This window comes from Actinoplanes subtropicus, assembly GCF_000721705.1.
In the GTDB taxonomy this organism is placed as follows: Bacteria; Actinomycetota; Actinomycetes; order Mycobacteriales; family Micromonosporaceae; genus Actinoplanes; species Actinoplanes subtropicus.
The window spans coordinates 59,189-73,111 of the sequence record NZ_JOJL01000021.1; the positions used below are offsets into that span (position 1 = coordinate 59,189).

A 13,923-nucleotide genomic window follows, 5' to 3' on the forward strand; every position below is an offset into this window, starting at 1 on the left:
GACGCCGACCGAGAGGGACACTGCCGTGCGATACATCCGCCGCTTGGCGGCGACCGGCCTCGCCGACGCCGCCGTCATCGGCCGCAAGGCCGCGGTCCTCGCCGACCTGACCGGCGCGGGTTTCCCGGTTCCCGCGGGCTTCGCCGTCGAGAGCCGCCGGCCGGATCTGGGCGTCTTGCGGGAGGAAATCGGCACCGCGCTGCGTGAGCTCGGCGACGGCCCGGTCGCCGTCCGCTCCTCCGGCGTGGACGAGGACCTGGCCAGCCGCTCCTTCGCCGGCCAGTACGAATCGGTGCTCGACGTGCGCGGCCTCGATGCCGTGCTCGACGCGATCCGCACCTGCTGGGCCTCCGCCGACGCCGACCGGGTGGCCGCCTACCGGGGCAACGGCGAGCGCGGCGAGATGGGTGTGCTGATCCAGCGGATGGTCGCGGCCGACGCGGCGGGCGTCGCGTTCAGCGCCGACCCGGTCACCAGCGATCCGGACGAGGTGCTGGTCAGCGCCGTCAAGGGCCTCGCCGACGGGCTGGTCGGCGGTTCGCGCAGCGGCGACGAGTGGCGGGTCCGCGACGGGCGGGCCATCCTGGTCGCCGGCGCCGGATCGGCCGTCGACGCCGCGCAGGTCGTCGCGATCGCCGCGCTGGCTCGCGCGGTTGCCGCGCACTACGGCACGCCGCAGGACATCGAGTGGGCGTACGCCGAGGGCAAGCTGTTCCTGCTCCAGGCGCGACCGATCACCACCCTGGACGCCGTCGCGCCGATCCCGATCCCGATCGAACAGCCCGAGTACTTCTCGGTGCGGGACGCCAACACCGTACGGCCGTGGACCCGGCTGCAGACCTCGCTGTTCCTGCCCGTCTTCAGCGACGCGGCGCGGCACGTCTTCCGCTTCACCACCGGCGGCACCCCGTACGCGTCCTCGATCGGCGGCTGGACCTACCTCACCAACCCGCCGGTCGCCCCGGCCGAGCAGCTGCGCCGCCTGGAGCGCAACGCCGCCCGGCTCGCGGCCGGCGAGCCCCGCGCGCTGGTCGAGCGCTGGAACGCCGAGTGGAAGCCGGCCTTCCGCGACCGGCTGGCCACCCTGCGGGCGGTAACGCCGGCGGAGCTCGACGACGCCGCCCTGCGTGTCCACCTCGGCGAGCTGATCGTCCTGTTCGGCCGGCTGCACGACGTCTACTTCCGGCTCACCGGCGCCGCCATCGTGCTGCTCGCCGAGCTCGGCGTGGCCTGCCGCGACCTGCTCGGCTGGACCCCGGCGCAGACCCTGCGGCTGCGCAGCGGCCTGCGCGGCGACCACATGGCGGTCACCGCGGAACTGGCCGAGCTGGCCCGCCTGGCCGCCGCCCGGCCCGCCGTCCGCGCCCTGATCGCCGAGTACCCGCCGGACGCACTCGCCGAGTCCTCGCCGGACGCACTCGCCGAGTCCTCGCCGGACGCACTCGCCGAGTCCTCGCCGGACGCACTCGCCGAGTCCTCGCCGGACGCCCTCGCCGAGTCGTCGCCGGGCGCCGAGCAGCGCCTGGCGGCGACCGACCCCGAGTTCGCCGCCGCGTTCCGCCGGTACCGGGCGGCGCACGGGCACCGGACCGCCGGCTTCGACCTCACCCAGCCCACGCTCGCGGAGCAGCCCGGCGTCCTGCTGAACCTGCTCCGTGCCCAGCTGGACGACCCGCTGGACCTGACCCGTGAGCGGGCGGCCCTGCAGGCCCGCCGGGAGGCCGCGCTCGCCGAAATCCCCGACGACGCCCGGCACCAGCTGGCCGAAGCGCTGGCCGGCAGCGACCTCGGCACCCCCGTCCGCGACGAGAAGGTCTACTACGCCGTCTCGCTCTGGGCGCTGCTGCGCTACGCGCTGCTCGACCTCGGCCGCCGGCTCGCCGACGCGAGCCTGGTCGACCGCCCCGATGACGTCTGGCACCTGCACCTGACCACCGCGCTCGCCGCCCTCGACCGGGGCACGCCCCTGCACGAGGAGGTACGCCTCGGCCGCGGCCGGCACGCCTGGGCGGTCGCGCACCCCGGCCCGCCGTTCTACGGCCCGCCACCCAGCGACCCCGGCGACCTCGGCGACCTCTCGCCCGGCGCCCGGCACGTCGCCGACCTGGCCCAGTGGTCGATGTCCCTGCGCGCCGGCGGTCCCTCTTCCCCGGCTTCCCCGGCCGACGACGGCGCCCTGCACGGGCTCGCCGCCTCGGCCGGCCGCTACACCGGCCCGGCCCGGGTCATCCGCGACATCACCGAATTCGGCCGGCTCCGCCGGGGCGACGTGCTGGTCTGCCCCGAGACCACGGCCCAGTGGGCGGTGCTCTTCCCCAGCGTCGGCGCGCTCGTCACCGACAAGGGCAGCGTGCTCTCCCACCCCGCGATCATCGCCCGCGAGTACGGCGTGCCCGCCGTCCTCGCCACCGGCACCGCCACCAGCACCTTCACCGACGGTCAACTGCTCACCGTGGACGGCACCACCGGAGTGGTCCGCCGCGCCGATCTCCCGGAAGGAATCTCCGCATGAACCGCCTTCGGCTCTTCCTGCCCATGGCCCTCGACGTGGTCATCCCGGTCGTCGCCTACTTCGCCCTGCGCGCGCTCGGCGCCAACCAGTTCTGGGCGCTCACCCTGGCCGGCGTCGGCACCGGCCTCTCCGCCCTGGTCAACACCGTCCGCCGGCGCAAGCTCGACGGGATCGGCATGCTGGTGCTGCTCGAGGTCGCCCTCTCCGCCGCGCTGCTGTTCACCACGAACGACCCGCGCGTGGTCGCGATCAAGCCGGCCTTCTACACCGCCCTCGCCGGCTGCTACTTCCTCTTCACCTGCGTGGTCGGCAAGCCGGTCGTCTACCTGGCAGCCGCCCCGATAGCCACCGGCGGCGACCCACTCCGCGCCGACGCTTACCGCCGCGCCTGGGACGAGTCGCCCACCTTCCGCTCCCGCGAGCGCCTGATGACGGCGGCCTTCGCGGCTGCCCTCCTGGCGGAGTCGGTCCTGCGCGTATGGATCGTCTACCACTGGTCCCCGGCCAAACTCGACGAGTCCTTCGTCATCTCGCAGCTGCCGGCATTCTTGCTGCTGGGTGCGGTGCTGGCGTTCGTCCGCCTCCAGGTCCCCACCATCACCAACATCGTCGACAACATCCAGCAGCGTATATCAGTACAAAATTCCCCAATTCCGGCCTGACCCGTTGCCTGTCGCCTATCCCGCGGCGCCCCTCTTGGCGGCCCAAGCTCTGCGTGATTACCCTTCCGCGCCGTTGACCGTACGAGTCAGACGAGTCCCCGATGTGCCAGGGTCGCTGGCTGCAACACCGGCTCCGACTCCGGCCGCCGGGCGGGCCCGGCCCAAGACGACCAGCGCGCTCCCGCCGGCGCGCCGAGCCGGGCCCGAAGTATCGGAGGCCCTGCGTAGCGGCCGGGGTCCCGGCAAATCAGGACAGCTCGGTGATCTCAAAGACCGCGACTCGGTCGGCAGCGGCTACGAACTGGTCCGGATCGGCTCCCGAGACCAGGCCTAGCCGCACGAAGAACGGGACACCGCCGGGAACTTCGACCGGGAAGGCCCGCATCACCGCTTCGCGGATCTCCGGGTCGGCGACTTCGACCAGGGCTACCGGCGTGCGATGCCGCCCCGACGCGAGCTCTCCGCGGCCGGCAGATCGGACGTTGCGAGCCCAGTCACCTTGCGGCAGAGCGGCGACGATGTAACGGCGTCCGCCGACGGTCAGGGGCGAGACCGGCGTCGACCGGGGTGCCCCGGATCGGCGGTCGGCGACCTTGAGCACATGGACGGGGCCCATCCGCAGCCCAAGGCGAGTCAGGCCGCGGACGAGGCGGTTCATGAGCGGCAGCCACGACGGCAACTGTCCGATGACGGGAGACACGACATTCCTTTGATAGTCGAAGTTTTCCCGAGGGTATATTAGTTCGAGTGCCGAAGCAATCCGTCCCCGCCACCGCCGAGCTACTAGCCGGCGCGGCCCGCGCTGCCGCAGATTTCGGCGCGGCCGCCGACACCGTGGACCAGGCCGCCGCCGCCACACTCGGCGTCAACCGCACCGACCTGCGCATCATCGGACTGATCAAAGACGCCGGTTCGATGGCCGCGACGGCGTTGTCCGAGGCAGCCGGGTTGAGCCCCGGCGCCACCACCACGGCGATCCAGCGTCTGGTCGCGGCCGGCCACCTGCACCGGGCAATAGACCCACAAGATCGCCGCCGGGTCATCCTGACGGTCGTCACGGCCACGGGCGACCTTCTCGACCGCATCTATGGACCGATCGGGAAAGCGGGTGAGCGACTGCTTGCTCGCTACTCCGCACGCGAACTCCGGCTCATCACCGAGTTCATGCATGCCGGCCGGCGTCTACAACTAGAGGAAGCCGAACGGATCCGCTCGATCCGCTCATGAGATCCGCGCGCTCCTGGTCAGGTCGCATCGTGATCGTCTGCACGGAGGGTGAATGGGCTCCTGAGCTGCCGCCGGCGGTGCCCGCGGTAGAGATCTACAAGTGGTACCGATCCTCGCTTCCACCCAACTCGCACGAGGCCCTCGTACGCGAATACGTCACCTCGGCCAGTGGCCCCGGCCTACATCCGGCGACCCTCGATCGCTTGGTCGAGCCGTGGCTGGGCAAGGACGGCCAGCCCGCGTTCTACCGCCAGATCGCGCAGGCCGACCAGCGCTTCACCGACGAGATCCAAGGGAGGTACGGCGAGATCACCTTGCCCGTGCTCGTGTGCTGGGGCGAGGACGACACCTGGATTCCGGTGGCCAAGGCGCACGAGTTGGCCTCGTGCATTTCATCGGCCCAGCTACGCCTGTTTCCCGGAGCCGGCCACCTCGTCCAGGAGGACACCCCGGCCGAGCTCACGGAGGCGCTTCTGAGCTTCCTCCAGCCGTAGCGGCAAGCCGATCTCGACCAGTGGCTGGCCAGCAAGCCTGCCCCCGCGACCAGATCCACGAACTTCATGCGCTGGGCCGGCGCCCACGACCACGCGCCCCGGCTCACCGCTCCGGCAACCCGCTGGGCCGGCCGCGCCCGGTCGCTCGAACAGGACCGGCGCTGGGCCGACACGCGACGGCTCCTGCCGCCGCTATGGCGTGCAGGGTGGCGAACCGTGCGGTCCGGCGCGTGGTACGCGGCATCGCTGCCGTAGGAGGCACACCCCGTCACCGCTGGACAGAACGGCCCGCAGCAGCCCGGCTGAGTTCGAGCGCCGCGATCAGCTTGTCGAGGACTCCGGGGAAGGCGGGTTCGGACATCGCGGGCAGCTCGTCCCGTACGCAAGCAAGGTTGGGATATTCCGACTCCGACAGCGTGGCGTAGGCCTGGGCGAGCGCCACCTCCTCGGCTCGTTCCTGCTCCGGGGTCATCTCGCTGGCGGCGATCGCGGCCAGCGCCCAGACCGCCTCGATCAGGTCGCGGTAATGCCGGACCGCGGCCGATCCCGGGAAGCCCGCGCCGATCAGCAGGCCGATCCCGATCTCGGCGGCGCGCAGCTCATACGGCCCGGCGGTGAAGCGGACGGCGCCCAGCAGGGCCAGCCGCGGGTGCCGCAGCATCGTCCGGTAGATGCCTTCGGCGAGCGCCCGTAGCGAGTCCGCCCAGTACGGCCTCGGCACGAACTCGTCGAGGGTCTCGCTGAGCAGCCGGTCGGAGACTCCGATCAGCAATGCATCGATATTTCGGAAATATCGGTAGATGGTCGATGGGTCGGCGCCCAGCTCGACGCCGAGCCGGCGGACGGTCAGCGCGTTGCCGCCGGGCGCCTCGATCAGCCGCAGCGCGGCGTCGATGATCATGTCGGGATCCAGCACCACGCCGGTCCGGGTGGGCCGTCGCCGGACCCGGGGTGAGGTTGCTCTCGTGGTCGCCATCGCTCCGCAGGTCCTTATGTCAACGGGTTGACTTAACTGTAGCGCGGCGTTTTCCTGGAGCCCTGACCAGGGAGGATCAGCATGCGGGCGGAAACACCGGCCTACGATCTCGATGTCCGGACCGACGAGAAGCGCATCCGCGCGGCACTGGCCGACGCGGCGCACACCCCGTTCTGGCTCGAGGACCCGGGCCGGCCGGCGACCGAGCCGTGGTTCACCGGCAGCACCGAGACCGACCTGCTGGTGATCGGCGGCGGCTACTGCGGGCTCTGGACCGCACTTCAGGCAAAGGAGCAGAATCCGGACCGCGACGTCGTGCTGGTGGAGAGCGCCGAGATCGGCTGGGCCGCGAGCGGCCGCAACGGCGGTTTCGTCGAGGCGAGCCTGACCCACGGCCCGGAGAACGGCCGCCGCTACTTCGCCGAGGACCTCGACGTGCTGGGCGGCCTGGCCGCTGCGAACTTCCGCGACTTCCACGACTCGCTGGTGCGGCACGGCATCGACGCCGAGTACCAGCAGGGCGGTGGCCTGTCGGTGGCCACCGAGCCGCACCAGGTCGAGGCGCTGCGTCGCGCCGCTGTGCCTCTACCCAAGCCTGGACTATCAGTCGGCGGAGCCGGCATTTTCTACGACCGCGATGAGCTGACCGAGCTGGTCCGCTCCCCGCTCTACCGGGCCGGCCTCTTCCGCCAGGACGGGATCGCGCTGGTGCATCCGGCCAAGCTGGTCTGGGGCCTCAAGGCCGCCTGCAAACAATGGGGTGTACGCGTCTTCGAGCACACGCCGGTCACCGCGCTCACCGAGCAGGGCGCGACCGTGCGGGCCCGCACCGACAACGGCATCATCCGCGCCCGGCGGGTCGCGCTGGCCACCAACGGCTTCCCGTCGCTGCTCAAGCGCAACCGGATGCTGACCCTGCCGGTCTACGACTACGTGCTGATGACCGAGCCGCTCACCGACGGGCAGCTGGCGGAGATCGGCTGGCAGCGGCCGTTCGGCATCTCGGACACCTCGCGGCAGTTCCACTACTACCGCAAGACCGCCGACAACCGGATCCTGTGGGGCGGCTACGACGCGGTCTACCACCGCGGCGGCACCATCAACCCGGAGAACGACCAGCGGCCCGAGACCTGGGCCCGGCTCGCCGACCACTTCCTGCGGACCTTCCCGCAGCTCGGCGACGTCCGGTTCACGCACGCCTGGGGCGGGATGATCGACATGTCCACCCGGCTGGCCGCGTTCCAGGGCGTGGCGATGGGCGGCAAGGTCGCGTACAGCAGCGGCTTCACCGGCCTCGGCGTGGCGGCCACCCGCTTCGCCGGCGCGGTGATGCTCGACCTGCTGGCCGGCCGGGACACGCCCCGGACCCGGCTGCGGATGGCCACCAAGCGCCCGCTGCCGATCCCACCGGAGCCTCTTCGGTACCCGGCCGTGCAGCTGATCCGCCGGGCGATCGCGCGCGCCGACCGCAACGGCGGGCGGGACGGCATAATCCTCAAAACGGCCAATCGGCTCGGCTTCTCCTTCGATTCCTGACGCCCACACCGTACGGCAGGATTGTCGGGGTGGACTTCGAGGCATATCGAGGTGAGCTGGTCGCCTACTGCTACCGGATGCTGGGCTCGTTCCACGAGGCCGAGGACCTGGTGCAGGAGACGATGCTGCGGGCGTGGAAGGCCCGCGACCGGTACGACCCGGCCCGCGCCTCGGTGCGGACCTGGCTGTACCGGATCGCCACCAACGTGTGCCTGACCGCGCTTCAGGGCGGGGCCCGGCGGCCGCTGCCGTCGGGCCTCGTCGCGGAGAGCGACGACGTCCACGCGCCGCTCACCCCGGCGCTGGAGATCCCCTGGCTGCAGCCGTTCCCGGACGCCCGGGTCGACGCCGAGGCCCGCGCCGACCTGCGGCTCGCCCTGATCGCGGCGATGCAGTCGCTGCCCGCCCGGCAGCGGGCCGTGCTGGTGCTGCGCGAGGTGCTCGAGTTCAGCGCGGCCGAGGTCGCCGCCCAGCTGGAGACCACGGTGCCGGCGGTGAACAGCTCGCTGCAGCGGGCCCGGGCCGCCCTCGCCGAGGCCGACGCGATCGACGAGATCCCCGAGCCGGACGATCCCTCGGTACGGGCGACCGTCGACCGCTACCTCGAGGCGTTCGAGGCGGCCGACGTGCCGGGCCTGGTCCGGCTGCTGACCGACCAGGCCGTCCTGGAGATGCCGCCGGTCCCGCTCTGGTACCGGGGCAGTGCCCGGTACGGCGAGTTCATGGCGCGGGTCTTCGAGATGCGCGGGCCGGGCTGGCTGATGACCCGGCTCACCGCCAACGGGCAGCCGGCGCTCGCCGCGTACGCACCACAGCCCGGCGGCGGGCATCGGCTGCACACGCTGCAGGTTCTCACCGTGACCGGCGGCCTGGTCGCGCGCAACGCGGTCTTCGCCGACCCGGCCGTCTTCGCCACCTTCGACCTGCCGACCGAAATTCCTCGCCGGCGGCGATGAGTTCGCCCGGTGCCGCCGGTACGTACCGGTGAGCATCGAGCGAAAGGACCACCATCGTGAGCGTCATCTACCTCGCCTTCACCACCCTCGACGGCATCGTCAGCGACCCGGACGGGCGGGAGGGCACCCCGGCCGGCGGCTGGATGTTCCAGTTCGGCCCGGAGGCGGTCACCGGCGACAAGTTCCGCCTCGGCCCGCTCTTCGACACCGGGGTCATGCTGCTGGGCCGCACCACGTGGGAGGCGTTCGGCCGGCTCTGGCCGACCCGCGACGACGACTTCTCCCGGCGGATGAACGCGATCCCGAAGCTGGTCGCCTCCCGCACCCTGACCGACGCGTCGGCGTGGGCGAACTCGACCCTGGTCGAGGGCGACGTCCTCGACACCGTCCGGCGGGAGACCCGGGACGTCATCGTCACCGGCAGCCTCAGCCTGGCCCGCCTGCTGATGGCCAACGACCTGATCGACGAGTACCGCCTGACCACCTTCCCGCTCGTGCTGGGCGCCGGCAAGCACCTGTTCCCGCCGTCCGAGAAGCCCATCACCCTCAAACCGATGGAGATCGAGCAGGTCGGGCCGGCGGTCTACGCCCGATACCGGCGATGACGGCGAAATTCCTTGCTGTGTACGGTCATCGCACCGCACCGACCGCGGGTTTGCCGATCTCGTCCGCCGCCGTCGGCCGGCCGAAGTGGTATCCCTGCCCGAACGCGCAGCCCAGCCGTCGAAGGTAGGCGAGTTGGGCGGTCGTCTCCACGCCCTCGGCGACGACGTCCAAGCCGAGCGCGCGGGCGAGGCCGAGGATCATGTCGACGATCGCCTCGTCCTCGCGGTCTCGCCCGACACCGGCCACGAAAGACCGGTCGATCTTCAACGTCTCCACCGGGAACCGGCGTAGGTAGGTCAACGAGGAATAGCCCGTGCCGAAGTCGTCGATGGCCAGGTGGACGCCGAGAGCGCGGATCGCGCCGAGGGTCTCCGCGGCGGCTTCGGCATCGGCCATGATGCTGGTCTCGGTGATCTCCAACCAGAGCGCGCCGGGGTCCAGCCCGGTATCGGCCAGCACCGCCGTGACGGTCGGGACGAACGAGGGGTGGCCGAACTGGGTGCCCGACACGTTGACCGCCACGTGTATGCCGGCGAAGTCCGGTCGCTCGCGCCGCCAGCGAGCCGTCTGGGCGCAGGCCAGGGACAGCATCCGGGCGCCGAGCGGGACGATCAGGCCGGTCTCCTCGGCGACGTCGATGAAGACGCTCGGCGCCAGCAGGCCGCGGACCGGGTGCTCCCAGCGAGCCAGCGCCTCGAAGCCGACGACCTCGCCGCCGTCGATGTCGACGATGGGCTGATAGAACGCGCGGATCTCGTCGTGCTCGATGGCGCGCCGCAGGTCGTTCTGGTTGTCCAGCCGGGACTCGACGGCGATCCGCAGCGCCTCGTCGAAGACCTCGACCCGGCCACGGCCCCGCTGCTTGGCGCGGTACATGGCGACATCGGCGTCGCGCAGCAGGTCCTCCGCGCTCAGCTGCGCGCCGCGGTCGGCGAAGGCCACGCCGACGCTGGCGCCGACGCTGACCTCGTGGACGGTGCCGCCGATCTCCGTTCGGATCGGGCGGCCGAGCGCGGTCACCACGCGTTCGGCGAACCGCACCGCGTCCGACGGTTTGGCCATGCTCTCACCGATCACCACGAACTCGTCGCCGGCGAGGCGCGCAACCGTGTCTTCGCCGCACACCAGCTTGCCGAGCCGGTCGGCGATCGCCCGGAGCACCTCGTCGCCGGTGGCATGGCCCAGCGAGTCGTTGATCGGCTTGAATCGGTCCAGGTCGATGAAGAGCACGGACATCGGATCGCCGCCGCGGGCGGTGCGGGCCAGCGCCAGGCCGAGCCGGTCCAGGACCAGCGCCCGGTTCGGTAGCCCGGTCAGCGGATCGTAGGTGGCCTGCCGGGCCAGCCGGTTGGTGGCGATCTCCGTGGTGGCCACGGTGTCGTTGAGCGCCCGGGCGACGAAGCTCAGCTCGTCGTGGGTGTCGACCGAGACCCGCCGGGTCAGGTCGCCGTCCGCGACGGCGTGCAGGGTCGCCACGATCCGCTTGATCGGCTGGGTGACCGACCGGTAGAAGCCCGCGAACAGGTACGCCGCGAGCAGCCCCGCCAGCCCAGCGATGAGCTCGACACGCTGCGCGCGAGCCGAGAGGCCGTCGATCCGGGCACGCAGCAGCCGGTCCAGGGAGGCCGCGGCCTGCCCGGCGAACGCGGCCGCCGCCATACGTACCGCATCCGCGGCGTCCGCGCGCACGGCGCTGACCCGGCGATCCTTGACGACCGTGGTCAGCGTGCGGGTCAGGGCGGAGGTCGCGGCGGTCAGCCGGGCGGCGTTGGCGACGGTCTCGCGCCGGGCGTCACGGTCGGCCGTGTTGGCCGCGATCGTGGTCACGGCGTGACTGACGATGGCCTGGGTCGAGGCCAGCACGCCGTTGGCGAGCCCCAGCTCGATCAACGCGTCGGTGGCGGTGCTCGCCCGCTGGTCGTTGACCAGCGTCGCCATGTCCACGCCGCGCCCGGCCGCGTCCAGCAGCACGGGCAGGCGGAACTGCAGCGTATCCATCAGGTAATAGGTGTCCAGGTCCGGGTCCAGAGTCAGGTTCGACTCGTCCCCGACGTGCACGATCAGGGCCAGCAGCGCGTCGATCGAGGCGTTGTACGCCGCGTACCGGTCCATGGCCGGTCCGGTGGCGCGTTGCGCGGCCACCAGCAGCCCCCGAGCGGACGCCCAACCACGCACGGCGTCGAGCTCCGGCCCGATCCGCCGGTCGATCTCGTCGACCTGAGCCGTCTGCCGGTCCAGGGCGGCGCCGCTTCCGTCGCTTCGGGCGACCGACAGCCGACGCGCCTCCACCACCCGCGCGGTCAACTCCACCAACGGCGCCATGTACTGGACACCGAGGCATTCCTTGGCACTGAACGCGCTCTGCGCACGTTGCAGTTGCACGTACGCCCCCGCCACGCAGCCCAAGGGCACCAACAGGATCAGGCCCACCACGATGAACTTGTGCGCGTACCGCAACCGTCCGACGAGCGCCGCACCGGGACCGAACAGGTACCTCACGACAACACCGGTCATGAGCTTCGGTCCCCTCACCGCGCCGCTCGACGATACGTCCTGCCATCGGCCGCAATCCCGCCGCGCTGAGGAGAACCACGACCCGGCGTCGTCGCAGGCCTCGACCCCCGGCCGGTTCTTCGTGCACGATGAGCCGGTGGCCGGCCGAACCTCTCAACAGTCGGCCCGCGACGACCGGCCGGCGAAGCTTCCCCGGCCGATCTGGCGCGGCTGGTTGCACCTCATCTGGTTTCCGCTCTCCCTGATCGCCGGCACGTTCCTGGTCGCCGCCGCGCGCGGCGGCGCCGCGGCCGCCGCGGCCGGGGTCTACGCGGTCGCCGTGAGCGCGATGTTCGGTACCAGTGCCCTGTACCACCGGGTCGACTGGCGGTTCGCGACGAAGCGGCTCCTGCAGCGATGCGACCACCTGATGATCTTCGTGCTGATCGCCGGAACCGCCACACCGATGTATCGGCTGGCCGATTCCCCCCGCTACGGCCGCATCGGCTTGACCCTGACGTGGGCGCTCGCGGCTGCCGCGGCCGGCCTGCACCTGGCACGGATGCAAGCACCCGAGCGGGTGATCGGCGGCACGTACATCACCCTCGCCGCCGCCGCGGCTCTGGCTCTGCCGCTGGTCTGGATCCACGCCGGGCCGGTCGCCGGCGCCCTCGCCGTCGCCGGTGTCCTGCTGTACGTCGCCGGGGCCCTCGCCTACCACTACCGCAGGCCCGACCCGTCGCCGTCGGTGTTCGGCTATCACGAGGTCTTTCATGCCCTCGTCTGCGCCGCCGCCACCTGCCACTATGCCGCCGTCTTCATCTTCCTGACCTAGCCCCGGCCACGGCGCCGATGCTGGTTGTCGTGTTCGCGCCGCCGTTATCGTTGACCGGTGACCGGCAGTCTCGAGATGTTTCAGGACGAGTTGGCCGCCTGCGGGTTTCCGCCGCTGGTCAACAAGCTGGCCGGGGCCGGCTTCCGGGGCCGGATCGCCACCCGTGACCTGGGGCCGCTGCGGTTGGTCTCCCTCGACACGCCCGAGAGCGCCTGCATCGGGCGGGAGCGCGACGCCTCCGACGGCGAGAAGCTGGCGGTCAAGGTGATGGTCCGGGGCCGGACGCGGATCGAGCAGGGGCGCGGCGAAGCCGAACTCGGGCCGGCCGACCTGGTGCTGCTCGATCCCACGCGTACTCTCCGGTTCGAGAGCACCGCCGCGGCGCACGTCACCATCCTGGTTCCGCGCCGGGAGCTTCGGATGCGGCCCGCGCAGCTCGACCGGCTCATCGGCGAACGCATCGACGGCAGCCACGGTCCGGGCGCTCTCGTCTCCGTGCTGGCCCGGGAGTCGGCGCGGTCGGCGACCGAGTTCCGCGTGGCGGAGGCGCTGCGGTCGGCGGCGGCCGTCATCGAGCTGATCGCGGTCGCGCTGGAGGCCCGGCTGGGCGACGAGCAACCGGCCCCGGACGAGTGGCTGCGGAACCGGATCGCCGGCTACATCGAGGCCCGGCTGGCCGATCCCGGTCTGTCGCCGCCCGGCATCGCCGCCGCCCACCACATCTCCGTACGCCGGCTGCACAAGCTGTTCGAGGACCAGCCGTTCACCGTCGCGGCCCTGATCCGCCGGCGCCGCCTGGAGCGCTGCCGGGCCGAGCTGGCCGGAGGCGGACGTACGGTCACCGCCGTGGCCGCCCGGTGGGGGTTCTCCGATCCCGCCCATTTCAGCAAGCTCTTCAAGACGACGTACGGCTACAACGCCCGCGCACTGATAACCAGCAACCGTGCACAGACGACCAAGACGCGCACGGCCGGACCAGAACAGGATGGTGGTCACCAAGTCCGGCAACAGCAAGGAGGAAGTCGTGGCGAAGGTGAACATCGTCCGCCCCGGTGAGGGCGAGATCCTCGGCAGCGGGGCGCAGCGGATCCGGATCCTGGAGAACGGCGAGCACACCGACCACCGGCTGGGGTTCGCCGAGGTCACCATTCCGCCGGGCACACCGAGCCCGTTGCAGCACCGCCACGCCCAGCACGACGAGGGCTTCTACGTGCTGGCGGGAACGTTCCGGTTCACCGTCGGCGAGGACCAGTACGACGCCGGACCGGGCACCTGGGTCATCGTGCCGACCGGGGCGCCGCACACGTTCGCCAACGTCGGCGACGAGACCGCGGTCATGCTGAACACGTTCACGCCGGACCTGTACGTGCAGTACTTCCGCGACTTCAAGGCCATGATCGACTCCGGGCAGCCGGTCAACGCCGAGACCATGAAACCGCTGTGGAAGAACTACGCCACCGAGATCTCCAACGAATACGCCTCGTGAAGCTCCTTCGGTACGACCGCTGCGCCGGCCCGGAAGTAGTGCGGCTCGCCGAGTTCGAGGCGGTCGGCCCCGGCGGCTACACGAGGATCACAACGTTGCTCCGCCACTACCTGACGCAGAAGCGGTAGCTCACTGTCCGT

14 protein-coding genes are annotated in these 13,923 nt (G+C 71.5%); 11 read left to right on the forward strand and 3 right to left on the reverse strand.

Annotation, left to right across the window (positions count from 1 at the left end):
* Positions 1-25: 25 nt before the first annotated feature.
* Both IH26_RS54090 and IH26_RS0127600 read left to right on the forward strand, forming a co-directional pair.
* Entirely contained in the window at positions 26-2,512 is a 2,487-nt protein-coding gene (locus tag IH26_RS54090) for a PEP/pyruvate-binding domain-containing protein (protein ID WP_051808563.1), read from the forward strand.
* On the forward strand, positions 2,509-3,174 hold the full coding sequence (locus IH26_RS0127600) for a VC0807 family protein (RefSeq protein WP_030439151.1): 666 nt from the start codon (positions 2,509-2,511) through the stop codon (positions 3,172-3,174). Before IH26_RS54090 ends, IH26_RS0127600 begins: the two co-directional genes overlap by 4 nt.
* A gap of 247 nt (positions 3,175-3,421) precedes the next feature.
* Here IH26_RS0127600 and IH26_RS0127605 read toward each other — a convergent pair whose 3' ends face one another.
* Positions 3,422-3,874, reverse strand: coding sequence for a nitroreductase/quinone reductase family protein (locus tag IH26_RS0127605; protein WP_030439152.1), 453 nt, complete (start codon positions 3,872-3,874; stop codon positions 3,422-3,424).
* Between the two features lie 47 nt (positions 3,875-3,921).
* Between IH26_RS0127605 and IH26_RS0127610 the strand changes: the two genes are divergently transcribed.
* Positions 3,922-4,401, forward strand: a complete 480-nt coding sequence (locus tag IH26_RS0127610) for a MarR family winged helix-turn-helix transcriptional regulator (RefSeq protein ID WP_051808564.1) — start codon at positions 3,922-3,924, stop codon at positions 4,399-4,401.
* A gap of 29 nt (positions 4,402-4,430) precedes the next feature.
* On the forward strand, positions 4,431-4,895 hold the full coding sequence (locus IH26_RS0127615) for an alpha/beta fold hydrolase (protein ID WP_245665556.1): 465 nt from the start codon (positions 4,431-4,433) through the stop codon (positions 4,893-4,895).
* A gap of 268 nt (positions 4,896-5,163) precedes the next feature.
* Here the strand turns inward: IH26_RS0127615 and IH26_RS0127620 are convergent, their stop codons facing one another.
* Positions 5,164-5,871, reverse strand: a complete 708-nt coding sequence (locus IH26_RS0127620; RefSeq protein ID WP_030439155.1) for a TetR/AcrR family transcriptional regulator — start codon at positions 5,869-5,871, stop codon at positions 5,164-5,166.
* 81 nt (positions 5,872-5,952) lie between these two features.
* Here IH26_RS0127620 and IH26_RS0127625 point away from each other — a divergent pair, with 81 nt between their 5' ends.
* From IH26_RS0127625 to IH26_RS0127635, 3 genes are read left to right on the forward strand one after another with little or no spacing between them, the layout of a single operon-like run.
* A complete protein-coding gene (locus IH26_RS0127625) occupies positions 5,953-7,407 on the forward strand; it encodes an NAD(P)/FAD-dependent oxidoreductase (protein ID WP_034216054.1) in 1,455 nt (484 codons plus the stop codon).
* A 29-nt stretch (positions 7,408-7,436) separates the two neighbouring features.
* A complete protein-coding gene (locus IH26_RS0127630; RefSeq protein ID WP_030439157.1) occupies positions 7,437-8,363 on the forward strand; it encodes an RNA polymerase subunit sigma-70 in 927 nt (308 codons plus the stop codon).
* Positions 8,364-8,419: 56 nt separating this feature from the next.
* Positions 8,420-8,968: a dihydrofolate reductase family protein gene (locus tag IH26_RS0127635; protein WP_030439158.1), complete on the forward strand. Its 549-nt coding sequence runs from the start codon at positions 8,420-8,422 to the stop codon at positions 8,966-8,968.
* A 25-nt stretch (positions 8,969-8,993) separates the two neighbouring features.
* Here the strand turns inward: IH26_RS0127635 and IH26_RS56190 are convergent, their stop codons facing one another.
* The gene (locus IH26_RS56190) at positions 8,994-11,468 is read right to left on the reverse strand and encodes a putative bifunctional diguanylate cyclase/phosphodiesterase (RefSeq protein ID WP_169789834.1); all 2,475 of its coding nucleotides are present in this window, start codon (positions 11,466-11,468) and stop codon (positions 8,994-8,996) included.
* A gap of 13 nt (positions 11,469-11,481) precedes the next feature.
* Here IH26_RS56190 and trhA point away from each other — a divergent pair, with 13 nt between their 5' ends.
* From trhA to IH26_RS63995, 4 genes are read left to right on the forward strand one after another with little or no spacing between them, the layout of a single operon-like run.
* Entirely contained in the window at positions 11,482-12,297 is an 816-nt protein-coding gene (trhA, locus tag IH26_RS58360; RefSeq protein WP_051808566.1) for a PAQR family membrane homeostasis protein TrhA, read from the forward strand.
* Positions 12,298-12,354: 57 nt separating this feature from the next.
* Complete coding sequence (locus IH26_RS0127650) at positions 12,355-13,353, forward strand: helix-turn-helix domain-containing protein (RefSeq protein WP_245665557.1); 999 nt, start codon at positions 12,355-12,357, stop codon at positions 13,351-13,353.
* Entirely contained in the window at positions 13,322-13,783 is a 462-nt protein-coding gene (locus IH26_RS54095) for a cupin domain-containing protein (RefSeq protein WP_030439532.1), read from the forward strand. The genes IH26_RS0127650 and IH26_RS54095 overlap by 32 nt, the downstream gene beginning before the upstream one ends.
* On the forward strand, positions 13,780-13,911 hold the full coding sequence (locus IH26_RS63995; RefSeq protein WP_281179791.1) for a hypothetical protein: 132 nt from the start codon (positions 13,780-13,782) through the stop codon (positions 13,909-13,911). The genes IH26_RS54095 and IH26_RS63995 overlap by 4 nt, the downstream gene beginning before the upstream one ends.
* The last annotated feature ends 12 nt before the right edge of the window (positions 13,912-13,923 follow it).